Source organism: Salmonella sp. SA14318, from assembly GCF_029866905.1.
GTDB classification, from domain to species: Bacteria; Pseudomonadota; Gammaproteobacteria; order Enterobacterales; family Enterobacteriaceae; genus Salmonella; species Salmonella enterica.
Genome location: NZ_CP123282.1, coordinates 4,302,456 through 4,326,511 on the forward strand (window position 1 = coordinate 4,302,456; position 24,056 = coordinate 4,326,511).

Sequence of the window (24,056 nt, forward strand, 5' to 3'; positions counted from 1 at the left end):
TGGGTCGAAAGATTACCACATTTCTTTTGGAGGAAGCATGGCAACGCGTATTGAATTTCACAAGCATGGTGGTCCGGAAGTGCTTCAGACCGTGGAGTTTACGCCAGCGGAACCGGCGGAACACGAAATCCAGGTTGAGAACAAAGCCATTGGTATCAACTTCATCGACACCTATATCCGTAGCGGACTCTATCCGCCCCCGTCGTTGCCTGCGGGCCTGGGAACCGAAGCTGCGGGTGTGGTCAGTAAAGTCGGCAACGGCGTGGAGCACATTCGCGTGGGCGATCGCGTCGTCTACGCGCAGTCAACGCTCGGCGCTTACAGTTCCGTCCATAACGTCCCCGCAGATAAAGCCGCGATTTTACCTGACGCCATTTCCTTCGAACAGGCGGCAGCCTCTTTTCTCAAGGGGTTGACCGTTTTTTACCTGTTGCGCAAAACCTATGAAGTGAAACCCGACGAACCCTTCCTGTTTCATGCCGCTGCGGGCGGCGTCGGTCTGATCGCCTGCCAGTGGGCGAAAGCGCTGGGCGCGAAGCTTATCGGTACCGTCGGTAGCGCGCAAAAAGCGCAGCGGGCGCTGGACGCCGGTGCCTGGCAGGTAATTAATTACCGTGAGGAGAGTATTGTCGAACGGGTAAAAGAGATCACCGGCGGCAAAAAAGTCCGCGTGGTCTATGACTCCGTGGGGAAAGATACCTGGGAAGCCTCACTGGACTGCCTGCAACGTCGGGGACTGATGGTCAGTTTCGGCAATGCGTCCGGCCCCGTCACCGGCGTGAATTTAGGTATTCTGAATCAGAAAGGTTCCCTGTATGCCACGCGACCTTCACTACAGGGGTATATTACGACACGTGAAGAACTGACCGAAGCCAGCAATGAATTGTTCTCATTGATCGCCAGCGGCGTGATTAAAGTTGATGTGGCTGAAAATCAACGCTATGCGTTAAAAGATGCCCGTCGCGCGCATGAGGTGCTGGAAAGCCGGGCCACACAGGGCTCAAACCTGCTGATTCCGTAATAGCTCTGCAAAGAAATTGGGCTTCCACCCGGGAAGCCCTTTCTTTTTTTGTTCGGCTGTATGTAGGGTACAGCGCGATGAATTCGTTACCTGCGCAATCATGACAGATTTAATAATCGATTCCTATTTGCCTGTGAGGGCAAAGTTCCAGGTTGTGACGAACCGCTCAATACCTTAGTAAAACCGACGGTTATTGCGCTGATACTGTGGGATTTTTGGCGTTTTTACTGCTTTGATCACCCACACCACAGCCACCGCCAGCAGTAGCCACGGTAACAGCTTGATCATCAGGGCGAACATTCCGCCCAGGAACATGACGGCAGTCGCTACAACCAGCGCGGCCAGAATGCCCAGCAAGGAGACGCCCGTCACCATTAACATCAGAAAAAAGCCAAGCACAAAAAGTAGTTCCAGCATAGTCGTTCCCCATAAAGATGGCATTGCCCGGCGGCACGACGCTTACCGGGTCTGGTCAGGTAAGCTATTACAAAAATCATGCCAATATTTATGTTTTTGATATATAAAGAAAACGCCCTGCAAGACTGCACAGATCGTGGTGAGATTGACTAATTGTTGGCGAACTTTTAACGCTTGTCTGCTACCAGTTTTAGCGCCTGCTCCAGTACAGCAACATCCGCGCCAGCTTTATGGGCGTTTTCGCTCAGATAGCGACGCCACTGTCGCGCGCCGGGAATGCCCTGGAACAACCCCAGCATATGGCGAGTGATATGCCCCAGATACGCTCCCTGGCTCAATTCACGCTCAATATAGGGATACATCGCGCGAACCACCGCAACCGGGTCGGCATCGGTGGTATCGGCGCCAAAGATCTCCCGATCCACCGCGGCCAGTATACCCGGATTCTGATAAGCTTCGCGGCCAACCATGACGCCATCCATATGGCGCAGGTGCTCCTTCGCCTCTTCCAGCGATTTGATGCCGCCGTTAATGGACATGGTCAGGTGCGGAAAATCCCGCTTTAGCTGATAGACGCGCGGGTAATCCAGCGGCGGGATCTCACGATTTTCTTTCGGGCTTAAGCCAGAAAGCCAGGCTTTGCGCGCATGGATAATAAACATCTCGCATTCGCCCTGACCGGAAACCGTATTGATGAAATCACACAGAAACGCATAGCTGTCCTGATCGTCAATACCAATGCGGGTTTTTACCGTCACCGGAATCGAGACGACATCACGCATGGCTTTAACACAATCGGCGACCAGTTGCGCATTGCCCATCAAACAGGCGCCAAACATACCGTTTTGTACGCGATCGGAAGGGCACCCCACGTTGAGGTTAATTTCATCGTAGCCACGCGCTTCCGCCAGCTTTGCACAATGCGCAAGCTGAGCCGGATCGCTTCCACCAAGCTGTAGAGCGACCGGATGCTCTTCTTCGCTATAAGCCAGATAGTCACCCTTACCGTGAATAATCGCGCCCGTGGTCACCATTTCGGTGTAGAGCAGCGTCTGACGAGACAGCAAACGCAGGAAATAGCGGCAATGTCTGTCCGTCCAGTCGAGCATAGGCGCGATGGAGAAGCGATAAGCAGGTAAAGCGGAGGACTGGGTTTCAGGCTGCATGGCGAATAAATAAGCATCCGGTTAAAAAAGGGGCGTCACTATAGCATAACGCTAAACCGGAGGCGTAGCGCCTCCGGTGAAAACGCCTCAGAATGTCATCGTAAGCTGCGCGCCAGCCCCCCAGGTTTCATCTTCGCCGTACAGTCCCATTAAGTCGAGATGCACGCGGTTAAAGGGCGCAAAGCCAAGACCGCCGGTAACCACATTGCTATCGTTATTTTTCACATCCGCACGATACCCTGCGCGCACCGCCAGCCATGACAACGGTCGAACTTCAGCGCCGACACCCACGTACTGTGAATTGTCTTCGCTCTTAAAGCCTTTCGTTTCCGTCAGATCGCCATCGGCGCTTACGGTCAGCAAATCGTTATGCCATGCGACGCCCGCGGTAACCAGGGGGCGGATTTGGTATGTATCTTTGTAGTTGGTGGTTTCTCCCGTCATACCATTAGTGATGTAAATATCTTTCGTATCGATATCGCGAGATACCAGATTTTGCCCGCTCAGCCCCAACGTCCAGTTTTCACCGATATCGGCAGCAAGCCCCGCATCAATGTTAAAACCCGTATCGTCATTGCGATAACGGCTGCTATTCCAGTCGCTACTGTCGTAGTTATAAATTGAGGTGGTGTAGTTATAGAGCCAGGTTTTTTGCAGTTTTGGCGTAACGCCAATGGAAACAGGCACCTCGCCCACCACAAACTGCTTCGCCAGCGCAATACCGTAGTCAGATACAATCGCTACCCGCCCCGACGCGGTAGAGTTTAAATGCTTTGTAATTTCGTCAGACCCCAGCAAAGCAGCGCGTCCTGCTTCACGAAGCGCGACACGTTCATCATGCTGGATATCGCGCAGATACTGAATATCGTTCTGATCAATGGACGAACTCACGCGCCCATGCGCATAACCTTTGGCGATAAACGCCACGGAAAGCGTTTGCCCTGGAATACTTACCGCCAACCCGGCGCCGGCATTGGCGCGGGCGGTTTTTCCGTTGAGATATTCCAGCTCATCGGCCAGGTCGCGCGCGGCGCCCTGAAATTGATTCAGCACGCCTCGCGGATTGAGCAGAATTTGCCCCAGCGTAAGGTTATCGACGACCTCATCGTAGTAATCCACTTTATCGCTGATATCGTCAATTTCATCCTGGAGATTGTCTTTATCCGTAATCTGGACGCCGACCGCAGGAAGGACAACAGTGATATTGTCTTCCGGTTTGGCTTTTGCCAGTAACGCCGGATTTAACAGTACTCCGCTGCCATAATTCGCGGACGCAACGCCCGTCCCGCCCATTGCGTCATTACGCGCTTCCGTCCAGGTATTGGCGGCGCTCGCCTGCTTTGCCATAAAAAGCGAGACCGCGATAGCAATCAGTGAAAGTTTGACGTTTTTGTTCACAGTTAGCCCATCTTATTATCAGGTGAAGTAATCCCTCCGCCACGCTTTACCGGACAGAGGCGAACTATTGCTGTGAAATAGTGATGTTAAATCCTGTTGTTATAATATCGACCCTCATTAGGTATAGATGAGAATACTGGCGCGGAAAAGCTTAGCAGGCGATATATTGTCGCGGGGTAATTTCAGAGTTTTAAGCAGCTCGTGGTAAAGTAACGGATTAGACTTTCATGCCATTCGAGGTGCTACATGGAAAAGACCACAACGCAAGAGTTACTGGCGCAAGCTGAAAAACTCTGCGCGCAGCGCAACGTGCGCCTGACGCCTCAGCGCCTCGAAGTGCTGCGCCTGATGAGTCTGCAACAAGGTGCCATCAGCGCATACGATTTGCTCGATTTGCTGCGCGAAACGGAACCACAGGCCAAACCGCCCACCATTTACCGCGCGCTGGATTTTTTGCTCGAACAGGGTTTTGTCCATAAAGTGGAATCCACCAATAGTTATGTGGTTTGCCACCTGTTCGACCAGCCGACGCACAGCTCGGCCATGTTTATCTGCGATCGTTGTGGCGTGGTGAAGGAAGAGTGTGCCGAGGGCGTGGAAGACATCATGCATACGCTGGCGGCTAAAATGGGATTTGCGCTACGACATAACGTTATTGAGGCGCACGGTCTGTGCCCTGCGTGCGTAGAAGTGGAAGCGTGTCGCCATCCGGGCGACTGTGGTCACGACCACTCGGTGCTGGTGAAGAAAAAACCGCGTTAGCCTGAACGGAAAAACGGGCGGCAGTAGAGAGGGGCACGCCCGCATTCATAAGCAAACAGTGGGAAGCACATCCATGTACTCCTGGTAGGGGAAAACATATTACCAGCGATAGTTGTTACGGGTTTCCCAGTCAACAACCTCTTTTTCCGCCTGATCTTTCTGGTAACCGTAACGCTCCTGGATTTTACCTACCAGTTGGTCGCGTTTACCTTCGATAACGGTCATATCGTCATCGGTCAGTTTACCCCATTGTTCTTTCATTTTACCTTTAAACTGTTTCCAGTTACCGCCGGCTTCGTCTTTATTCATCATCTTGTCCTCATCATTCGGTTAGGAATAGCAGGTGTTATTCGCCCAAATGCACTGCAATTTCTGCTGGACGTGATAATAATTGTAGGCAGGAATTCGGCCTTCGGTTTTATATTCAGAATTTTTAACCGTCACGATCTGGCAAACCATGTACCCTCGCGCCAGTGACGACGCCAGATAAGGCTCAACGACAGACCGCGAAGCGCCAGGAACACGGTTAATGCCAGCCATAAACCATGATTTCCTAATACCGGCAGGGCGAAGAGCGTCAGCGCGAATCCTCCCGCGGCGACAGCCATGCTATTGCGCATTTCGGCAGCGCGCGTCGCGCCAATAAACATACCATCGAGCAGATAGCACCATACGCCCACCAGCGGTAATACCACCTGCCAGATAAGATACCGATCCGCCAGTAGCTGTATTTGCGGCAATGAGGTCAGTAACGCAACAATATGTTCGCCTGCCAGGGCATAGACTGTGGAAAACAACAAGGCCACAATTCCTGACTGACGACACGCCGCTCGCCAGACGTCCAGTAGCTTGCTACCGTCACGCGCGCCGTAAGCCTGACCGGAGTGCGCCTCCACCGCATAAGCAAAACCGTCCAGCGCATAGGCCGTAAAGGTGAGTAAGGTCATCAGGACTGCATTTACCGCGATAATATCGCTGCCCAGCCGCGCGCCTGACACCGTGATTGCGCCAAAACAAAGCTGAAGGAGCAATGAGCGCAGCATGATATCGCGATTGAGCGCTAAAAGGCGGCGCACGTTGCCGCGCCAGGCCTGTTTTAGCATATCCAGCGACACACCGCGGAGATGGAGAACTTTACGTACCATCATAAAGCCGATCAGTAACGTGGCATATTCTGCGATGACCGTCGCCAGGGCGGCGCCCTGCACGTTCATATGAAGTCCCATCACCAGCCACAGGTCGAGCGCGATGTTGAGAATATTGCCCACGACCAACAAGATAACCGGCGCCCGCGCATACTGAACGCCTAACAGCCAACCGAGCAGCACCAGATTCGCCAGTGACGCGGGAGCGCTTAGCCAACGAATTTCAAGGAAGCGTCTCGCTTGCACCAGGACAGCGTCGTTCCCGCCGACAATATGTAAAGCCAGCTCGATAAGCGGCGTGCGAAATAGCACAATCATCACGCCTGCGCCCAGTGCCAGCAATAACGGTTGAATGAGCGCCCGGGCTAACGCCTGCGGATTTTTGGCGCCAAATGCCTGCGCCGTTAGGCCGGTGGTGCTCATACGTAGAAATAGCAGCAGCATGAAAAGAAAGCTGGTGGCAGTCGCGCCCACCGCCACGCCGCCCAGGAAAACCGGGCTATCCAGATGACCAATCACCGCCGTATCGACCAGCCCCAGCAAGGGGACGGTGATGTTAGAAAAAATCATCGGCAGCGCGAGACGCCAGAGAGCTTTATCAGAGGAGGTAAAAAGCGGCATGGAGAAAAGCCTGACAAGGAGTTAAACGAAACGAGCGCATTGCCGGATGGCGGCGTAACGCCTTATCCGGCCTACAAATTAATCATCTCAGGAACTGCATTCCCGTAGGCCTGATAAGCGCAGCGCCATCAGGCTGCACGATTGCCGGATGACGGCTTACAAGGAAATGAAAAAGAGATTACAACCATTCCCCGTTGCGAATGACGCCTACCGCCAGCCCTTCAATCGTAAAGCTTTGTTCGCGCAGATCCACCACTATCGGTGTAAACTCGCTGTTTTCCGGCAGCAGCTCCACTTTATTGCCCTGCTTTTTCAGGCGTTTTACTGTCACTTCATCGTCAATGCGAGCGACAACCACCTGGCCATTACGGACGTCCTGCGTTTTATGTACCGCCAGCAAATCCCCATCCATAATACCGATGTCTTTCATCGACATACCGCTCACGCGCAGCAGGAAATCGGCGCTGGGTTTGAACAGCGAAGGATCGACCTGGTAATGGCCTTCAATATGCTGCTGCGCCAGAAGCGGTTCACCCGCCGCGACACGCCCGACAAGCGGTAATCCGTCCTCTTCTTCCTGTAACAGACGGATACCTCGCGATGCGCCGGAAACGATTTCAAGCACCCCTTTGCGCGCCAGCGCTTTAAGGTGTTCTTCCGCCGCGTTTGGGGAACGGAACCCCAAACGCTGCGCGATTTCCGCACGCGTCGGTGGCATACCTGTCTGGCTGATGTGATCCCGGATGAGATCAAACACCTCTTGTTGCCTGGCCGTTAACGCTTTCATTCCGCCCCCTGGGTGTATATACAGTCATGCTGTGAGTATATACAGTTAAAGGTGATTTTGGAACCACAAACGGCGCAAAAAACAAGAGATTTATAAAATTTGGAACCTTTATCGAAAATGTGACCATAACAGGATGCCCCAGGTCATCAGGGCAACGAAAATAGACAGTAGCACCGCAGCCGATCCCATATCTTTCGCACGGCCGGAAAGCTCATGGTATTCAGAACCGATGCGGTCAACGACCGCTTCAATAGCGCTGTTGAGGATTTCAACAATCATGATAAGTAAAACGGAACCTATCAATAACACACGGGTAATCGCATCCACATCCAGCCAGCAGGCGATGATGACGCCCAGCAATACCGCGATACTTTCCTGGCGAAACGCCGCTTCGTGAGTCCATGCGGCGCGAAATCCTTTCCAGGAATATCCTGCCGCTTTGATAATTCTGGTGAATCCAGTGGTATTATTGGCCATCAAAAGAACCTTTTTACATTATTAACGTCAATGACATTATACGGTTGCCCTGCACGATTCGGACTGCCGTAACGCAGCGCGAAGTATGACGGGATACAACAGAAATTCGCTAAACTTTCTGATATCCTTGCACCGCATTTGCATTATTAACCAGAGGCTTTACATCGTTTATGTCCGGCTGGCCACGAATTTACTACAAATTACTGAATTTACCATTAAGCATACTGGTAAAAAGCAAGTCTATTCCGGCGGAACCCGCCCAGGAATTGGGGCTCGATACTTCTCGCCCCATTATGTATGTCTTGCCATACAACTCAAAAGCGGACTTACTGACGCTGCGGGCGCAATGTCTGGCGCACGATCTCCCGGATCCGCTGGAGCCGCTGGAGATCGACGGCGCGCTGTTGCCACGCTATGTATTTATTCACGGCGGACCGCGTGTCTTTACCTATTACACGCCAAAAGAAGAGTCGGTGAAACTTTTTCACGATTATCTCGATCTGCATCGGAGTAATCCGGCTTTGGACGTGCAGATGGTGCCCGTTTCCGTGATGTTTGGCCGCGCGCCGGGTCGTGAAAAGGGAGAAGATAACCCGCCTTTACGTATGCTGAACGGCGTACAGAAATTCTTTGCCATCTCCTGGCTGGGTCGCGATAGCTTTGTCCGATTCTCGCCGTCCGTCTCATTGCGTCGTATGGCTGATGAACACGGCACCGATAAAATCATCGCGCAGAAGCTGGCTCGCGTGGCGCGTATGCACTTTGCTCGCCAGCGCCTGGCGGCGGTTGGCCCACGCCTGCCCGCCCGTCAGGATCTGTTTAACAAACTGCTGGCCTCGAAAGCGATCGCCCGCGCGGTAGAAGACGAAGCGCGCAGTAAAAAAATCTCTCATGAAAAAGCGCAGCAAAACGCCATTGCGCTGATGGAAGAGATCGCGGCGAACTTCTCTTACGAGATGATTCGTTTGACCGACAGGATTTTGGGGTTTACCTGGAACCGACTGTACCAGGGGATTAACGTGCATAACGCCGAGCGCGTACGCCAACTGGCGCACGACGGGCATGAAATCGTCTATGTACCCTGTCACCGCAGCCATATGGACTACTTGCTCCTTTCTTATGTGCTGTACCATCAGGGACTGGTTCCGCCGCACATTGCCGCCGGTATTAACCTTAATTTCTGGCCCGCTGGCCCGATTTTCCGTCGTCTGGGCGCGTTCTTTATTCGTCGCACCTTTAAGGGGAATAAACTCTATTCCACCGTCTTTCGCGAATACCTGGGCGAGCTGTTCAGCCGCGGTTACTCGGTTGAGTATTTTGTCGAAGGAGGACGTTCGCGTACCGGACGTTTGTTAGACCCGAAAACCGGCACCCTGTCGATGACTATCCAGGCGATGCTGCGCGGCGGTACCCGTCCAATTACGTTAGTGCCTATTTACATCGGCTATGAGCACGTCATGGAAGTGGGCACCTATGCGAAAGAACTGCGCGGCGCGACAAAAGAGAAAGAGAGCCTGCCGCAGATGCTGAAAGGCTTGAGCAAGCTGCGCAATCTGGGTCAGGGCTACGTTAACTTTGGCGAACCGATGCCGCTCATGACGTACCTGAACCAGCATGTGCCGGAGTGGCGCGAATCTATCGACCCTATAGAGGCCATACGCCCAGCCTGGCTGACGCCGACGGTAAATAGTATCGCCGCCGATCTGATGGTGCGTATTAACAACGCTGGCGCGGCAAACGCGATGAACCTGTGTTGTACCGCGCTGTTAGCGTCGCGTCAGCGCTCGCTCACCCGCGAGCAGCTCACCGAGCAGCTTGATTGCTATCTCGATCTGATGCGCAATGTCCCTTATTCCACAGACTCAACCGTTCCTGCCGCCAGCGCTGGCGAGCTCATCGCTCACGCGCTGCAGATGAATAAGTTTGAGGTCGAGAAAGACACCATTGGCGATATCATCATCCTGCCGCGCGAGCAGGCGGTGTTGATGACCTACTATCGTAACAATATCGCGCATATGTTGATTATGCCTTCGCTGATGGCGGCGATTATCACCCAGCATCGTCGCATTTCGCGTGATGCGTTGCAGCAGCATGTTGAAGCGCTCTATCCGATGTTAAAAGCGGAGCTGTTCCTGCGCTGGGAGCGCGAGGAGTTAGCCTCGGTCATTGACGCTCTGGCCAGTGAAATGCAGCGTCAGGGGCTAATTACCCTGCAGGATGATGAACTGCATATCAACCCGACGCATTCCCGTACGCTACAACTGCTGGCCGCAGGCGCGCGTGAAACGCTACAGCGTTATGCCATTACGTTCTGGCTGTTGAGCGCCAATCCGTCCATCAACCGCAGTACGCTGGAGAAAGAAAGCCGTACCGTGGCGCAACGTCTGTCTGTCCTGCACGGTATTAACGCGCCGGAGTTTTTCGACAAAGCAGTGTTCAGTTCACTCGTGTTGACGCTACGGGATGAGGGTTATATCAGTGATACGGGCGATGCCGAACCGGCAGAAACGATGAAGATATATCAGATGCTTGCCGATCTGATTACCTCTGATGTCCGTCTGACGATTGAAAGCGCGACGCAGGGCGAGTAAGCCAGTGCCTGAAATGCCCGATGGCGTAAGCTTATCGGGCAACTGATATGACGTATTGAATATTTTGGCTTTGTAGGCCGGGTCCGCCCGGCATGACATCAGAAGTGCCAGTAACTCATCGCCAGCCCTAAAAATAGCACCAGGCCAACGTAGTTATTGTTCATAAAGGCTTTAAAGCAGGCTTCACGTTCACGGTTCGCAATCAGTTTCTGCTGGTAGACAAACAGCGCGCCCGCCACCAGCACAGCCCAGTAATATCCCCATCCCAGACCATTCAACCAGCCGATCAGCGCCATTAACGCCATGACGCCAAGCTGCAGAATCCCGATAATCAATGTGTCATAACGACCAAACAGGATCGCCGTCGATTTAATGCCTATCTTGATATCATCATCTCTGTCGACCATCGCATATTGCGTATCGTAAGCCACTGCCCAGAGAATATTGGCGAGGAACATCAGCCAGCAGCTCAACGGCAGGGATTCGCTCACCGCGGCGAACGCCATGGGGATTGACCAGCCGAAAGCGGCCCCCAGCACGACCTGCGGCAGGTGGGTGTAGCGTTTCATAAAGGGATAAACCCAGGCCAACGCCAGCGCCGCCACGGAAAGCAGAATCGTCATGGCGTTCAGCGTCAGCACCAACAGAAACGCCAGCAGCACCAGCACCACAAACAGGTTGCGCGCTTCTTTCTCTGTCACGGCGCCGCTGGGTAAAGGTCGGTTGACCGTACGTTTTACATGTCCGTCAAATTTACGATCGGCATAATCATTCACCACGCAGCCCGCCGCGCGCATTAACCACACGCCAGCGACAAAAACCGCCAAAATCCACAGCTGAGGCATACCCGGTGTCGCCACCCATAGCGCCCAAAGCGTCGGCCAGAGCAGCAGCAACGCGCCAATAGGCTTATCTGTACGCATCAAACGGTGAAACGCCAGCAGCTTACTCTGCGTCAGACTCCACTCCATCTTTATCTTCCTCTCAGTACAGCGGCGATGCAGGTAAAAAAAGCTCGGTAAGCAACAGCGGTTTTCCGCTCAACCGCAGTCGAGAGCGGCGCCCCCACAGCGTTGCATCGCGTCCAATTTCAATAAAATCGCGGGTCAGTGTCGATGATGTAAATAGATAACGTCCAAGCGGGGTTTTACCCAGATGTTGTAAGACCTGTTCAGGTCCGCACAGCGTGGATTCCGGTACCACGGTACGTCCGGCAAGCCAGGGCTCGCCGTCAGCGCAAAGCAGTATCTCACGTAACCAGTAGCGGGATTCGGATGGCAGTAAACCTGATGCTTCCTCGACCTCACTTTGGCCGACAAACGCTTCCCGAATCAGCGTCACGCTTACCCGCTTTCCCTGCTGCTCAAAACGTTTAGTCATAGAATCTTCCAGCAACAGCCAGTCCAGCAAATGGGGTTCAAGCGCAGGAATCGCATCAAAATAGCGCAGCGCACGCAGTCGCGTTAACGCAGGGTGTGACATGCCTTACTCTCCGATTCATAACCTAAAGTCATTGTATCTCAGAAAAGACATTACGGGGGGCGTAATCACAATTAAGTGATCTGTTGCGCAACAAAAAAATAACAATTCGCATGAAATGATAAAAAAAGGTGCGCCAGGAGACGCACCAGTTGCTGCAAAATCAGCACTGTGGGGAAACAATTACCCCTTGCCTTTTACACTGCTGATAAAGGTGGAACGGGCAGATGTCGATCCCAGACGTTCGGCCTCATCAAGCAGTTTCAGCGCTTTATCGACGTCGCCTTTCGCTACGGCATCCTTAATCGCTTTATTAAAGTAGCTTTCCGTATCGTTCAACATCGGTTCGCTTTTCTTCGGCGCGACTGGCGCTGGCGCAGCGACCGGCGCGGCGGTATTGCCTACCGTTACCGGCCCGGTACCGGACGAGCCGAACAACGGCCCGACCAATACGCTGGAGCTGCTGTTGGTTTTCACCTTCAGTTTCACCACGCCGTCAGTGGTATGGCGAGCAACTGGATCGGGAATATCCGGGATAGAGTTGCCGACGCCTTTGGCATAGGCTTTTGCCGGATCGAGCAGCGTAGTGGTTTGCTGAAGATCTTTTTCGGTCGTAAACACCAGAACATAGAGTTTTTGCTGCCCCAACGCAGGCGTCAGGCGCATCACGCCTTCCAGCCGGTCTGCGCTCATGACGCCCGGCTGCTGATAAGTAAAGTAACTGCTGGGGAAGAACGCCGAAGGCGTCATATTTTGGTCAAGAATCAACACGTTTGGCGCAAAAACGCTGGCTTGCTTATTGACCTCGCTGGTGAGAGTTAATGTCAGCTCGCCGATATTCGCCGGAACGCTATAAGCGGCGACCGGGCCGGTAATGCCGGCGACGTCAAGGCGCTGGCCGCCCGTCGCCAGTTGGGTAGACTGCGTTTTTGACTGATCTACAGGCGTCCAGGTTAATTGCTGTAGCGCAGCAGCAGGAATAGCGGGCGCGGCGCTGGTATTTTGCGGTACATAGTTCACTTCCGCCAGGCTGATACCCGGCACGCTGGCGAACAGCCCTGCGGTTAAACAGAGGGCGACGAGACTTTTCTTCATTTTCATTATTCTCACCTCAATAAGGCGGGTTCAGCGGTAGCCAGGCAATAGCGCGCCAACCCAAACATATCGCCGAATGGCGGCTGGCGCCTTATTCGGCTTACAAGCATCATCAGACCTGATGTTTCAGAGGGGCTTGCGCCCCTCGTTACGTCAGATGACCATCGTATTACCACCAGATTTCCATCTGGGCGCCGAAGGTCCACTCATCGCTATCGCCACGGCTGGTGGTATTGAAACCGCTGTTGCTTGCGGCGGCATAACGTAAGGTTTTATCACCATCTTTGATATAACCCCATTTCTCATCCCACTTCGCATAAGTCGCAAACACACGGATAGCCGGGCGCGACCAGATGCTGTCGCCTGCCTGCCACTGTTGCGCCAGGGTGATTTTGTATTGGTTGTTATGATCGCCAGTCTGCTGAGATTTCACATTGTCATAACCCACTTCCAGCAGGGTACTCATGATTGGCGTCCATTTGAACATCGGACGTACGCCTACAGTCCACCAATCGGTACCGAGTTTATTGTCCAGGTCTTGTTTCTGGAACATACCGACATACATCAGATCCCAACGATCGCCCAGCGAAATCGCGCCGTGATCCAGCACGCGCCATAGTTTGCCGTTGTTATTGACGTAGTCGTCAACGTGGTGGATGACATTACCGTCATCGTCTTTTGTATCATAGGCATACCCATAGGTACCCTGCGCCCCGCCTTTACCCTGCGTGGTCATCGCGTCAGTCGCATACTGAAGGACAAACTTGTTGTAGCCTTTCAACATGCTTTGGGTATGTTCCGCGGTGAACATCCAGCCGTCTTTAGTTGCGCCATCAACATAGCTGTAGCCGTCGCTCTTATTCGCCCGACCATAATCAACGCCCAGTTCCAGCACGCCATCCGGATTGGTCTGCAAGCCTGCTAAACGGACATCGAAAACATCGTTCGCGGTATCTTTAGAAGTATCGTAAATATTTTGGCTGCTGAAGGTGTAAGAACCGCCCGCCTCCTGAGAGCGGGTCGCCGCCAGTGAAAGCTTACCGAAGCCCAGATCGATATTTTCGATACCCGCGCCAGGACCTGAAATATCCCAGTAGTAGAAGTCGATCATGTGTACGTCATGACGCTGATAGAAGCGCTTACCGGCCCAGATGGTAGAGCCCGGCAGCCATTCAATCAGGTTTTTACCCTGCACGTTCGCTTCGCGGAAGGCGGGATCGGTCGATTCCCAGTCGTTCTGCTGGTTAACCGAATAGGCGACGTTGGTGTCGAAATAGAAGCTCTTATCGCCCTCTTTCCACACTTCCTGGCCCAGTTTCAGTTCCGCATAGGTTTCACATTCGTTACCAAGACGGTATTTACTTTGTGCACCGGTCACCTGGAAACATTGTTGTTCGCCGCCGCTTCCCGTCCAGCCAATACCGGAACGGGCGTAACCGTGGAAATCGACAGCCATTGCCTGAGCGGACATTACGCCCGCTGCGACAGCAACCGCCAGTGGGAGTTTGCGCAGAGTAATCATCATTCTATCTCCTGAGATCATTGCTTTTCTTTAAACGCTGCCACCTTCTAAAACTGCGAATGGTTTTGCGTTTCGTTTTTTTATGGAGGCCTTAAACACCCGGCTCTTGATGCAGACGACGACATGCGCTGCCATCCTCGCGGAACAGATGACAGCGCTCTGGCGGCAGGCCGATAGCGAATGTGGCGCCCTCTTCTACCAACACCACGTCATTCTGGCGATAAACCAGGTTTTGACGGATGGCGGGGATCTGGATATGAATTTGTGTTTCGTGCCCTAACTGCTCGACCACCTGGACTTCACCTTCCAGGGTGACATCGGCGATATCGCTCGGCAGCAGGTGTTCCGGACGAATGCCTAAAGACATATTGGCGCCGACCTGCACGCCGCGACTTTCGACCGGCAGCCAGATTTGCTGGCGATTCGGCAGTTCGACCTGGACTTGTTCAATTGCGGTGGCGGTCACTTTCACCGGCAGGAAGTTCATCTTCGGCGAGCCGATGAAGCCCGCGACAAAGCGGTCCGCCGGATAGTGGTACAGCTCCAGCGGTTTACCGACCTGCGCGACGCGACCGGCGTCCAGCACCACGATTTTGTCGGCCAGGGTCATCGCCTCGACCTGATCGTGGGTGACGTAAATCATCGTGCGGCCCAGACGTTTATGCAGGCGAGAAATTTCAATACGCATCTGCACGCGCAGCGCGGCATCCAGGTTAGAGAGCGGTTCATCCAGCAAAAACACACGCGGCTCCGCCACCAGCGTGCGGCCAATCGCTACGCGCTGACGCTGCCCGCCGGAAAGCGCTTTTGGCTTACGTTCCAGCAGATGCGCCAGTTGCAGCACTTCCGCCACCTGATTGACGCGTTGATTCATTACCTCTTTTTTGGCGCCCGCCAGCTTGAGGCCGAAAGACATGTTTTCTGCAACGGAGAGATGGGGATAGAGCGCATAAGACTGGAATACCATGCCCACGCCGCGCTCGGCAGGCGGAATATCATTCATACGGGTTTCCCCGATAAACAGGTCGCCACTGGTGATGGTTTCAAGCCCGGCGATCATACGCAGCAAGGTCGATTTACCACAGCCTGACGGTCCGACAAACACCACGAACTCCCCGTCATGGATATCGAGGTTAATATCTTTCGATACCACCACGTCACCCCAGGCTTTCGTTACATTTCGTAGCTGTACGCTCGCCATGCCCTTCTCCCTTCGTTACAACCTGTCATTGACAGCAACATTCATGATGGCCTGACTATGCGCGATCCCTGACTGGGGTAAATCCTCCACCCCCCGGCTTTTTTATGGGGGAGGAGGCGGGAGGATGAGGACACAGCGCCTGAGACCACGGGCGCGGACAGAAAAGGAATTTCGTGATGCCGCCCGCAAAAATCGGCGTGTTTTTATGTGCGCCAGCACGCATTACTCACATTTATGTAACACAGATCACATAAAGCCGGGGTGGGGCGTAGGGGCGGGGAGGATGGAAAGAGGTTGTCGTATAAAGAAACTAGAGACCGTTAAACCACCTCTGTGTACATCACCAAAAAGGATGGGAGATATGAAGATTAAAACTGGCGTAGGCATCCTCGCATTATCCGCACTTACGACGATGATGATTTCCGCCCCGGCTCTCGCCAAAATTGAAGAAGGTAAACTGGTTATCTGGATCAACGGCGACAAGGGCTATAACGGTCTGGCCGAGGTCGGTAAAAAATTTGAGCAAGACACCGGCATTAAAGTGACCGTTGAGCACCCGGATAAGCTGGAAGAGAAATTCCCGCAGGTGGCAGCCACCGGCGACGGTCCTGACATTATCTTCTGGGCGCACGACCGTTTTGGCGGCTACGCGCAGTCTGGTCTGCTGGCGGAGGTCACTCCGGATAAAGCGTTTCAGGACAAACTCTATCCGTTCACCTGGGATGCGGTACGTTATAACGGCAAGCTGATCGCCTACCCCATCGCCGTTGAAGCCCTCTCCCTGATTTATAACAAAGACCTCGTCCCGAACCCGCCGAAAACCTGGGAAGAGATCCCGGCGCTGGATAAAGAGCTAAAAGCGAAAGGGAAGTCGGCGATAATGTTCAACCTGCAAGAGCCGTATTTCACCTGGCCTTTGATCGCCGCTGACGGCGGTTACGCGTTCAAATTTGAAAACGGCAAGTATGACGTGAAAGACGTTGGCGTCGACAACGCCGGCGCGAAAGCGGGCCTGACTTTCCTGATCGATATGATCAAGAACAAAAATATGAGCGCCGATACCGATTACTCCATCGCCGAAGCGGCCTTCAATAAAGGCGAAACGGCAATGACCATCAACGGCCCGTGGGCATGGTCGAACATCGACAAGAGCAAAGTCAACTACGGTGTCACCCTGCTGCCGACCTTCAAAGGTAAACCCTCGAAGCCGTTCGTCGGCGTGCTGAGCGCGGGGATTAACGCTGCCAGCCCGAATAAAGAGCTGGCGAAAGAGTTCCTCGAAAACTACCTGCTGACCGATCAGGGTCTGGAAGCGGTGAACAAAGATAAACCGCTGGGCGCCGTGGCGCTGAAATCTTTCCAGGAGCAGTTAGCGAAAGACCCCCGTATCGCCGCCACCATGGATAACGCCCAGAAAGGCGAGATCATGCCTAATATTCCGCAGATGTCCGCCTTCTGGTATGCGGTACGTACGGCTGTGATCAACGCCGCCAGCGGCCGTCAAACCGTGGATGCCGCGCTGAAAGATGCACAAAGCCGTATCACCAAGTAATGCCGCGAGCCTGTGCCGGATGGCGGCATAAATGCCTTATCCGGCTTACAACACACCGTAGGCCTGATAAGCGCAGCGCCATCAGGCACATCTCCGGCCAGGAAGTTTCAACGCTGTAGAGGAAAACCCCCATGGATGTCATTAAAAAGAAACACTGGTGGCAAAGCGACCCGCTTAAATGGTCAGTAATTGGTCTGCTGGGCCTGCTGGTGGGTTACCTTGTAGTTTTAATGTACGTACAAGGGGAGTATCTGTTCGCCATCATGACGCTGATTTTAAGCTCTGCTGGCCTGTATATTTTCGCAAATCGTAAAACCTATGCCTGGCGCTACGTTTACCCTGGCCTCGCCGGCATGGGGCTGTTTGTGCTATTCCCGCTGGTGTGCACCATCGCCATCGCCTTTACTAACTACAGCAGCACCAACCAGCTAACCTTTGAACGCGCCCAGCAAGTGCTGATGGACCGTTCTTATCAGGCAGGAAAAACCTATAACTTCGGTCTTTACCCGGCCGGCGACGAGTGGCAACTGGCCCTCACCGACGGAGAAACGGGCAAACATTACCTGTCTGACGCATTTTCCTTCGGCGGCGAACAAAAATTACAGCTGAAAGAGACCGATGCCCTGCCGGGCGGCGAACGCGCCAATCTGCGGATAATCACCCAGAACCGTCTGGCGCTGAACCAGATAACCGCCGTCCTGCCGGATGGAAGTAAAGTAATTATGAGCTCGCTGCGTCAGTTTTCCGGTACCCGTCCGCTGTACACACTGGCTGATGACGGCCTGCTTACCAATAACCAGAGCGGCGTAAAATACCGGCCAAACAACGATAGCGGTTATTATCAGTCGATCAACGCCGACGGAAGCTGGGGTGATGAAAAACTCAGTCCTGGTTATACCGTTACTATCGGCGCGAAAAACTTTACGCGCGTCTTTACCGACGAAGGGATCCAGAAGCCCTTTTTCGCTATCTTCGTCTGGACCGTGGTCTTTTCGGTCCTCACTGTGGTGTTAACCGTGGCGGTTGGGATGGTATTGGCCTGCCTCGTACAGTGGGAAGCGCTGAAAGGTAAAGCTATCTACCGCGTCCTGCTGATTCTGCCCTACGCCGTACCGTCGTTTATTTCAATTTTGATTTTCAAAGGGTTATTCAACCAAAGCTTTGGCGAAATCAATATGATGCTGAGCGCGCTGTTTGGCATTAAACCTGCCTGGTTCAGCGACCCCAACACCGCGCGGGCAATGGTGATTATCGTGAATACCTGGCTGGGCTATCCCTACATGATGATCCTGTGTATGGGGCTGCTGAAAGCGATTCCGGATGACCTGTACGAAGCCTCCGCAATGGACGGCGCCGGTCCATTTCAGAATTTCTTTAAGATCACCTTACCGCTGCTGATTAAGCCGCTAACGCCGCTGATGATCGCCAGCTTCGCCTTTAACTTTAATAACTTTGTCCTGATTCAGTTATTGACCAACGGCGGGCCAGACCGTCTCGGCACCACCACGCCTGCCGGTTATACCGATCTGCTCGTCAGCTACACCTACCGTATCGCCTTTGAAGGCGGCGGCGGTCAGGACTTCGGTCTGGCGGCGGCCATTGCCACGCTGATTTTCCTGCTGGTAGGCGCGCTGGCAATAGTGAACCTGAAAGCCACGCGTATGAAGTTTGATTAAGGGAGATAATAACAATGGCTATGGTCCAACCCAAATCTCAGAAACTGCGTCTCTTCATCACGCACCTGGGGCTGCTGATTTTCATCGCGGCGATCATGTTCCCACTGCTGATGGTCATCGCTATCTCGCTACGTGAAGGGAACTTCGCCACCGGAAGCCTGATCCCGGATAAAATCTCCTGGGAACACTGGCGGCTGGCGCTGGGTTTCAGCGTGGAACATGCGGATGGTCGGGTAACGCCGCCTCCCTTCCCGGTCCTGCTGTGGCTGTGGAACTCGGTGAAAATCGCCGGTATTACTGCCATCGGCATCGTGGCGCTCTCCACCACCTGCGCCTACGCTTTTGCACGAATGCGTTTTCCAGGTAAAGCAACACTGCTTAAAGGGATGCTGATTTTTCAGATGTTTCCGGCGGTTTTGTCTCTGGTGGCGCTGTATGCGTTATTTGACCGTCTGGGACAATACATTCCATTTATCGGTCTGAATACGCATGGCGGCGTGATCTTCGCCTATCTTGGCGGCATTGCGCTGCATGTCTGGACGATTAAAGGCTACTTCGAAACTATCGACAGCTCGCTGGAAGAGGCCGCCGCGCTGGATGGCGCAACCCCGTGGCAGGCGTTTCGCCTGGTGCTGCTGCCGCTTTCCGTACCGATTCTGGCGGTGGTGTTTATTCTGTCGTTCATCGCGGCGATTACCGAAGTTCCGGTCGCCTCGTTGTTACTGCGTGATGTGGACAGCTATACGCTGGCCGTGGGTATGCAGCAATATCTCAACCCGCAAAACTATTTGTGGGGCGACTTTGCCGCCGCCGCCGTCCTTTCCGCTATTCCTATCACCCTGGTGTTCCTGTTGGCGCAACGTTGGCTGGTCAACGGCCTGACGGCAGGGGGGGTGAAAGGTTAAGTTTTATCGAAGTACCTGCCCGGCAACGGGCAATGCCACTGCCCTCAACTTATGTTATCCCCACTTATGGTCGTATTTTGGCGCTCTTCGGAGCGCTTTTTTTATGCGTTATAGACAGCGGCTAATTTATTGCCACGCCATACGTCCGTTACGGTGTGGCGACGCCTATTCTCGCCGTAGTCGGTTCGAATTACATAACCACAACGTGATAACCAACAGGAGGATCGCCGCCGAATAGAGTAATACATCCATTGGCGTTTTATGATCGACAATGATCAGGCGCACAATCGCCGTGATCCCAATGTACACGAAATAGCGCAGCGGAAAGTGAAGGCCAGACTTAAAGTACTTCACAATCAGCGCAATAAATTCGAAATAAAGAAAGTAGATCACCAGCCCTTCCACCAGTTCATATTTACTGGTTTGCTCAGGCACGAATAATGCATCCGCCAGATGAACCGTCTCTTTACCGAGAAAAACGACCAGGATCAGACCGAGGGTAAGCAGCCCCAAATTTAGTACGTTTTGTAAAATCGTGGCGATAAACTCAAGACGTGAGCGCGATAATGGCATCATAACAGCCCCCTCTTTCTCTGCGGCGAGGTTTCTGTATAACGCACAAATGTGACGGGCATCTATATTTTTTATTTATGTTTATATTTTGTTCAATAAGATAATTTGCCGGATAGCGCCGTGAACGCCTTATCCGGCCTGAGTATTAACGGAAATTTACGTTCCTGTCACTGGTCATATCATACAGGCCAAACTTACGGCCAAGCTGTTGACCACCGTCACGCGTCAGCGGCGTCCAGCCAATTGCCGCACGACTTCGGGTTGGGCCGGACGAGAAGAGATCCAGCGGCACGGAAACATATACGCCTTTGGTAAAATCCCCTTCCCCATATTCATCCGGCGACGCATCGGTAATCGTCGCGTAACCACCGACAACGACGCCGCTATCGAAGCGTTTGGCGATCTCCAGCGTACCGCCTTTATCGCCCGCCAGATACTGACCAACGCTGGCTTTCACCAGCACATCCTGGGCGAACGACGGCGTCCAGTATGCGGTCAAATGTCCGGTCTTCACGCTGTAATCGGTAAACTTCATCATATCCTGCGCGCTACGCCAGTCACGCTGTTTCACGTAGTTGGCATCCAGGCCAAACGCCCAATTGCTGTCTACCGGGCGATACAGGACTTCCGCCCCGGCACCGCCAAACATGGTCTCCAGATAACCACCGTAGACCTGCCCATAGAAACCATTGCCAAAATACTGGAAGTAGTTGGCCTGTAGGTTATTCACATAAACATCATTCTGCACATACTCACGGACATGCGTACGCACCCGCGGCAGATGCGAATCCTTCGGCGGATTGGTGTAGTTAAATTTGTCGTAGTTGTTGGCGATATTGGCAAACACGCTGCCCGTGGTGAGCAGATGATCCGTGACCCACAGATCCGCAGTTCCCATTACGCCCAACTGATACATATAGAAGTTTTCCGGGCCGCCTACCGACTGATTCAGCACGGGATCAAGATGAAAATCAATGCGCGACTTGTCGATATACCAGCCCTGTTCAGTACTCTCTGGCACGATCGGCTCTACGCGTTTTTGCGCCAGCGGAGTTTCATGTCCCAGCGGTTCGCCTTCCAGATGGCGTTTCAGGCTGGCGACATCGGTTTCAGTGGTGACCTGCGGCAGATTAAGGCGGTTTTCCGTCACGCGGATCGTGCGGATCCCCTCCGGCAGATCGTTCATGACGATCCGGTTAGCGCGCACGATCCCTTCACGGGAGTCGCGGTACTTCACCTGTTCGCCGGTAACGTACAGCGTATCGCCTTTGACCTGGATTTTCGGGTCCGCCAGACCAGCATTATATTTCAATAACGTTAATTGATTAGCCACTACCGAATGTTGCAGGATGGCATCCTGCGGCTGTGGTCGGTATTGCGGGCGTGAATTGTCATGATACGCGGGACGTAAATCGTTGAAATTGGTGCGCAGCGTAACGCCAAACATAAAGGTGTTGCCGCGCTCGTAGCTGAGGTTAACGTCGGCCCAATCGGTGACGCGGTAAATGGCGCCGACGTTAAACTTGCTCTTCTGTTCCAGTTTACCCGCAAAATCCTGCTGATAGTTATTGCCTTCATACTCCAGCTTCAGGCGTAGCGGTTGCCACGGGGTCTGGTATTCCACGCCGCCAAACAGCGAGGCCGGGCCGTGAAACATATCGCTACCGTCGACGGAACCTGCCTCTTTATAACTGTTATCACGTGAACAGAATTTATCACTATACGAACAGAAAGGATTAGACACATTGCCGCTAGTGCCAAGATAGCCCCAGCCGAGACCTAATGAAAAATCAAACGGCCCCCAGGCCTTACTCGCTACAATATATTCCGCATCAAACAGCCCCGTCCCGCCGATATCGCGCGCGCCAACCGCCACCTGCGGCATCCAGTAACTCTCTTCCCACAACCGCAGTTTCACATCAAACGCTTTATCTTTGTAAGTCTGGTCGCCGGAGAATGATTCCACGCTGCTGTACTTTTTCGTACGGACATCGGTATAGCGCAACGTGGTTTCCAGCCACGGGAAAAGCTGAACCGAAGCCGAGTAGTAGCGGTACTGATCGTTATCGCGATAGTTCAGGCTCATCTCCCCTTCACGCGCCATACGCGCTGTCGGCGTTTGCAGCAGGCCCACGCCGCCAAAGTCAGATTGTGAAGGCCCAACAGGGGCTGGATATGTTTCGGCATGGCAGGCCGCGCTAATACCCAGCGCCAGCACGCTGAGCAGATGTGTTTTTTTCATTATTCCGGTATCCGCTGCGTCAGGGTATGAAGAATGTCGGCATTCATCGCCTCCGGCGTGCCGCGCCAAAGGGAATCGGCAAAACCGACAAAAATAATGCTGCCGGGCATCGGCTCGATATGACGCTTATTCCAGTAAGCCACCGGCGCTTTTTGGCTGCGTCCATCAGGGTAAACCACCCAGGCATAGCTACGATCCGCGCCGCTGAGTAAGCGCTGACCCTCAAGATAACTGGCGACGTCCCGCCCAGGGACGAACGGCTGGCTGCCCGGCTGGCTAATCAAGCCAAAGAGCGTCACCTGCGTGGGTTGCGGCCCGACCCAGAGCGTGTAGTGACCTTGCAGCGGCGGGTTACCTCGTTCGCTCACCCGCACCACGTCAGGATCAAGATTCACGAATTGTCTGCCCGTCACCTTCACCGCCTGAATCTGTCGGCGTAGTGTGTTTATTGCCGCCGCCGCATCGCCATCTTCCTCAGCGCTGAGCGCCGCCAGTCGTCCGAGAAGTTCCTGCTGCTGTTGACGCGCCGTCACGGTCGCCTGTTCTTCGCCTATCACCGCCGCAGGCCACCAGCTCGTTGCCAGGCGCGGCTGTCCGACTAAATCGAGCAGACGCTCAGCGTCTGTCAGCGTTTTAGGCTCGCTATTACCTTGGGTAAAAACGGTAACAGTGCCGCTGGCAAAGGCGGATGACGCGATAAAGGCCAGCGCCAGCGCGCTTATCGTCCTTTTCATCATGATTTTGCCGCCTTAATCAGCGTGGTTTTCACCGGAAAGTAATTCGCGCCCAGATACTGTTCCGTCTGGCGAATTTGGCCTTCACTATCAATCCAGTAGCGATTACGCCAGCGCGTTTGATCGGTCGTCACTTCTTCATCCAGCACCCGCACGGCGGTCTCTTCACTGCCGACGCTAACGCTATCGGTCCCTCGCCATGTAAAAACGGAACGGGCGGTGGCGTAACGCACCTGGCGATGTTCGGTCCAGCCCAGGGTGCGAGTCCAGGTCGCGCCATCGATAATCTGTCCTGGTTTCGCCAGCGGGTCGGCCGCCAGATTATTCACATCGATCAGGTTGTCACCGCTGAGCAGCGTTTTGACCAGACGGCCATGCTGCGTCACGATCGTCGCGCCATCCTGCGTCACCCATTTCTGCTGCCCGTTTTCCGAGAAAGCGAGCACCACAAACAGTTGAGGACCGCCGTTAAGCTGCATGTACTGGCTGGCATAAGGCATGTTTTGAATATCGTCATCCGTTAGCTGTACGCCTGGCGTACCGAACAAACTGTCCCACAGTGAATCGCCCAGGCCTTTGGTGGTGGCCGAACACGCCTGTAATAGCAGGCAAATCAGGATAAGTGCGAGTCGCTTCACGACGCTTCTCCAGAGGGGCAAAATAACCACACCGGAGTGTGGTTATGGTTAAAC

At 53.7% G+C, this 24,056-nt stretch carries 23 protein-coding genes; 6 read left to right on the top strand and 17 right to left on the bottom strand.

What is annotated here, in order from left to right; all coding sequences use genetic code 11:
• The first annotated feature begins 37 nt into the window (after positions 1-37).
• On the top strand, positions 38-1,021 hold the full coding sequence (locus QEN32_RS20460) for a quinone oxidoreductase (RefSeq protein WP_265322064.1): 984 nt from the start codon (positions 38-40) through the stop codon (positions 1,019-1,021).
• Between the two features lie 174 nt (positions 1,022-1,195).
• Here the strand turns inward: QEN32_RS20460 and pspG are convergent, their stop codons facing one another.
• The 3 genes from pspG to QEN32_RS20475 form a co-directional block, all read right to left on the bottom strand.
• Positions 1,196-1,438, bottom strand: a complete 243-nt coding sequence (pspG, locus tag QEN32_RS20465) for an envelope stress response protein PspG (RefSeq protein ID WP_000891414.1) — start codon at positions 1,436-1,438, stop codon at positions 1,196-1,198.
• A gap of 167 nt (positions 1,439-1,605) precedes the next feature.
• Entirely contained in the window at positions 1,606-2,604 is a 999-nt protein-coding gene (gene dusA, locus QEN32_RS20470; protein WP_001182233.1) for a tRNA dihydrouridine(20/20a) synthase DusA, read from the bottom strand.
• Positions 2,605-2,691: 87 nt separating this feature from the next.
• Entirely contained in the window at positions 2,692-4,002 is a 1,311-nt protein-coding gene (locus QEN32_RS20475; protein ID WP_001039337.1) for a conjugal transfer protein TraF, read from the bottom strand.
• Between the two features lie 246 nt (positions 4,003-4,248).
• On the opposite strand from QEN32_RS20475, the gene zur reads away from it, so the two are divergent.
• The gene (gene zur / locus QEN32_RS20480; protein WP_000416271.1) at positions 4,249-4,764 is read left to right on the top strand and encodes a zinc uptake transcriptional repressor Zur; all 516 of its coding nucleotides are present in this window, start codon (positions 4,249-4,251) and stop codon (positions 4,762-4,764) included.
• Positions 4,765-4,863: 99 nt separating this feature from the next.
• Here zur and QEN32_RS20485 read toward each other — a convergent pair whose 3' ends face one another.
• The 5 genes from QEN32_RS20485 to QEN32_RS20505 all read right to left on the bottom strand — a co-directional run bounded on the left by QEN32_RS20485 (position 4,864) and on the right by QEN32_RS20505 (position 7,794).
• Positions 4,864-5,073 carry a CsbD family protein gene (locus QEN32_RS20485; protein WP_001030592.1) on the bottom strand — a complete coding sequence of 70 codons (210 nt, stop codon included), beginning with the start codon at positions 5,071-5,073 and terminating at the stop codon, positions 4,864-4,866.
• A 21-nt stretch (positions 5,074-5,094) separates the two neighbouring features.
• Positions 5,095-5,208 (bottom strand): hypothetical protein, encoded by a 114-nt coding sequence (locus tag QEN32_RS20490; protein ID WP_001575282.1) that lies wholly within the window; start codon positions 5,206-5,208, stop codon positions 5,095-5,097.
• Entirely contained in the window at positions 5,205-6,530 is a 1,326-nt protein-coding gene (gene dinF / locus QEN32_RS20495) for an MATE family efflux transporter DinF (RefSeq protein WP_001128112.1), read from the bottom strand. The genes QEN32_RS20490 and dinF overlap by 4 nt, the downstream gene beginning before the upstream one ends.
• A gap of 178 nt (positions 6,531-6,708) precedes the next feature.
• On the bottom strand, positions 6,709-7,317 hold the full coding sequence (gene lexA / locus QEN32_RS20500; RefSeq protein WP_000646079.1) for a transcriptional repressor LexA: 609 nt from the start codon (positions 7,315-7,317) through the stop codon (positions 6,709-6,711).
• Positions 7,318-7,425: 108 nt separating this feature from the next.
• Positions 7,426-7,794, bottom strand: a complete 369-nt coding sequence (locus QEN32_RS20505; RefSeq protein ID WP_000002900.1) for a diacylglycerol kinase — start codon at positions 7,792-7,794, stop codon at positions 7,426-7,428.
• A 170-nt stretch (positions 7,795-7,964) separates the two neighbouring features.
• Here QEN32_RS20505 and plsB point away from each other — a divergent pair, with 170 nt between their 5' ends.
• Complete coding sequence (gene plsB, locus QEN32_RS20510) at positions 7,965-10,385, top strand: glycerol-3-phosphate 1-O-acyltransferase PlsB (RefSeq protein ID WP_000017360.1); 2,421 nt, start codon at positions 7,965-7,967, stop codon at positions 10,383-10,385.
• A gap of 98 nt (positions 10,386-10,483) precedes the next feature.
• Here plsB and ubiA read toward each other — a convergent pair whose 3' ends face one another.
• The 5 genes from ubiA to malK form a co-directional block, all read right to left on the bottom strand.
• A complete protein-coding gene (gene ubiA / locus QEN32_RS20515; RefSeq protein WP_000455249.1) occupies positions 10,484-11,356 on the bottom strand; it encodes a 4-hydroxybenzoate octaprenyltransferase in 873 nt (290 codons plus the stop codon).
• A gap of 13 nt (positions 11,357-11,369) precedes the next feature.
• Positions 11,370-11,867: a chorismate lyase gene (ubiC, locus tag QEN32_RS20520; protein ID WP_000019230.1), complete on the bottom strand. Its 498-nt coding sequence runs from the start codon at positions 11,865-11,867 to the stop codon at positions 11,370-11,372.
• 180 nt (positions 11,868-12,047) lie between these two features.
• Positions 12,048-12,965 carry a maltose operon protein MalM gene (gene malM / locus QEN32_RS20525; RefSeq protein ID WP_000782497.1) on the bottom strand — a complete coding sequence of 306 codons (918 nt, stop codon included), beginning with the start codon at positions 12,963-12,965 and terminating at the stop codon, positions 12,048-12,050.
• A gap of 163 nt (positions 12,966-13,128) precedes the next feature.
• Positions 13,129-14,484: a maltoporin gene (locus QEN32_RS20530; RefSeq protein WP_001594897.1), complete on the bottom strand. Its 1,356-nt coding sequence runs from the start codon at positions 14,482-14,484 to the stop codon at positions 13,129-13,131.
• 88 nt (positions 14,485-14,572) lie between these two features.
• Entirely contained in the window at positions 14,573-15,682 is a 1,110-nt protein-coding gene (malK, locus tag QEN32_RS20535) for a maltose/maltodextrin ABC transporter ATP-binding protein MalK (RefSeq protein WP_000179176.1), read from the bottom strand.
• 361 nt (positions 15,683-16,043) lie between these two features.
• Here malK and malE point away from each other — a divergent pair, with 361 nt between their 5' ends.
• The 3 genes from malE (at position 16,044) to malG (ending at position 19,815) form a co-directional block, all read left to right on the top strand.
• Positions 16,044-17,234, top strand: a complete 1,191-nt coding sequence (malE, locus tag QEN32_RS20540) for a maltose/maltodextrin ABC transporter substrate-binding protein MalE (protein ID WP_000695415.1) — start codon at positions 16,044-16,046, stop codon at positions 17,232-17,234.
• 131 nt (positions 17,235-17,365) lie between these two features.
• Positions 17,366-18,910, top strand: a complete 1,545-nt coding sequence (malF, locus tag QEN32_RS20545) for a maltose ABC transporter permease MalF (RefSeq protein WP_133323171.1) — start codon at positions 17,366-17,368, stop codon at positions 18,908-18,910.
• 14 nt (positions 18,911-18,924) lie between these two features.
• Entirely contained in the window at positions 18,925-19,815 is an 891-nt protein-coding gene (gene malG, locus QEN32_RS20550) for a maltose ABC transporter permease MalG (protein WP_001252081.1), read from the top strand.
• Between the two features lie 165 nt (positions 19,816-19,980).
• Here malG and psiE read toward each other — a convergent pair whose 3' ends face one another.
• The 4 genes from psiE to QEN32_RS20570 form a co-directional block, all read right to left on the bottom strand.
• Positions 19,981-20,391: a phosphate-starvation-inducible protein PsiE gene (psiE, locus tag QEN32_RS20555; protein WP_080217480.1), complete on the bottom strand. Its 411-nt coding sequence runs from the start codon at positions 20,389-20,391 to the stop codon at positions 19,981-19,983.
• Positions 20,392-20,533: 142 nt separating this feature from the next.
• Positions 20,534-22,630, bottom strand: coding sequence for a YjbH domain-containing protein (locus QEN32_RS20560; protein WP_023238019.1), 2,097 nt, complete (start codon positions 22,628-22,630; stop codon positions 20,534-20,536).
• On the bottom strand, positions 22,630-23,367 hold the full coding sequence (locus tag QEN32_RS20565; protein WP_001749155.1) for a capsule biosynthesis GfcC family protein: 738 nt from the start codon (positions 23,365-23,367) through the stop codon (positions 22,630-22,632). Before QEN32_RS20565 ends, QEN32_RS20560 begins: the two co-directional genes overlap by 1 nt.
• Entirely contained in the window at positions 23,364-24,002 is a 639-nt protein-coding gene (locus tag QEN32_RS20570; RefSeq protein ID WP_000824807.1) for a YjbF family lipoprotein, read from the bottom strand. Before QEN32_RS20570 ends, QEN32_RS20565 begins: the two co-directional genes overlap by 4 nt.
• Between the last annotated feature and the right edge of the window lie 54 nt (positions 24,003-24,056).

What these genes read in the sequence shown, in the direction of transcription:
- QEN32_RS20460 (WP_265322064.1), top strand. Translation starts at nt 38, where the DNA reads ATGGCAACGCGTATTGAATTTCACAAGCATGGTGGTCCGGAAGTGCTT.
- pspG (WP_000891414.1), bottom strand. Translation starts at nt 1,438, where the DNA reads ATGCTGGAACTACTTTTTGTGCTTGGCTTTTTTCTGATGTTAATGGTG.
- dusA (WP_001182233.1), bottom strand. Translation starts at nt 2,604, where the DNA reads ATGCAGCCTGAAACCCAGTCCTCCGCTTTACCTGCTTATCGCTTCTCC.
- zur (WP_000416271.1), top strand. Translation starts at nt 4,249, where the DNA reads ATGGAAAAGACCACAACGCAAGAGTTACTGGCGCAAGCTGAAAAACTC.
- QEN32_RS20485 (WP_001030592.1), bottom strand. Translation starts at nt 5,073, where the DNA reads ATGAATAAAGACGAAGCCGGCGGTAACTGGAAACAGTTTAAAGGTAAA.
- dinF (WP_001128112.1), bottom strand. Translation starts at nt 6,530, where the DNA reads ATGCCGCTTTTTACCTCCTCTGATAAAGCTCTCTGGCGTCTCGCGCTG.
- lexA (WP_000646079.1), bottom strand. Translation starts at nt 7,317, where the DNA reads ATGAAAGCGTTAACGGCCAGGCAACAAGAGGTGTTTGATCTCATCCGG.
- QEN32_RS20505 (WP_000002900.1), bottom strand. Translation starts at nt 7,794, where the DNA reads ATGGCCAATAATACCACTGGATTCACCAGAATTATCAAAGCGGCAGGA.
- plsB (WP_000017360.1), top strand. Translation starts at nt 7,965, where the DNA reads ATGTCCGGCTGGCCACGAATTTACTACAAATTACTGAATTTACCATTA.
- ubiA (WP_000455249.1), bottom strand. Translation starts at nt 11,356, where the DNA reads ATGGAGTGGAGTCTGACGCAGAGTAAGCTGCTGGCGTTTCACCGTTTG.
- ubiC (WP_000019230.1), bottom strand. Translation starts at nt 11,867, where the DNA reads ATGTCACACCCTGCGTTAACGCGACTGCGTGCGCTGCGCTATTTTGAT.
- malM (WP_000782497.1), bottom strand. Translation starts at nt 12,965, where the DNA reads ATGAAAATGAAGAAAAGTCTCGTCGCCCTCTGTTTAACCGCAGGGCTG.
- QEN32_RS20530 (WP_001594897.1), bottom strand. Translation starts at nt 14,484, where the DNA reads ATGATGATTACTCTGCGCAAACTCCCACTGGCGGTTGCTGTCGCAGCG.
- malK (WP_000179176.1), bottom strand. Translation starts at nt 15,682, where the DNA reads ATGGCGAGCGTACAGCTACGAAATGTAACGAAAGCCTGGGGTGACGTG.
- malE (WP_000695415.1), top strand. Translation starts at nt 16,044, where the DNA reads ATGAAGATTAAAACTGGCGTAGGCATCCTCGCATTATCCGCACTTACG.
- malF (WP_133323171.1), top strand. Translation starts at nt 17,366, where the DNA reads ATGGATGTCATTAAAAAGAAACACTGGTGGCAAAGCGACCCGCTTAAA.
- malG (WP_001252081.1), top strand. Translation starts at nt 18,925, where the DNA reads ATGGCTATGGTCCAACCCAAATCTCAGAAACTGCGTCTCTTCATCACG.
- psiE (WP_080217480.1), bottom strand. Translation starts at nt 20,391, where the DNA reads ATGATGCCATTATCGCGCTCACGTCTTGAGTTTATCGCCACGATTTTA.
- QEN32_RS20560 (WP_023238019.1), bottom strand. Translation starts at nt 22,630, where the DNA reads ATGAAAAAAACACATCTGCTCAGCGTGCTGGCGCTGGGTATTAGCGCG.
- QEN32_RS20565 (WP_001749155.1), bottom strand. Translation starts at nt 23,367, where the DNA reads ATGATGAAAAGGACGATAAGCGCGCTGGCGCTGGCCTTTATCGCGTCA.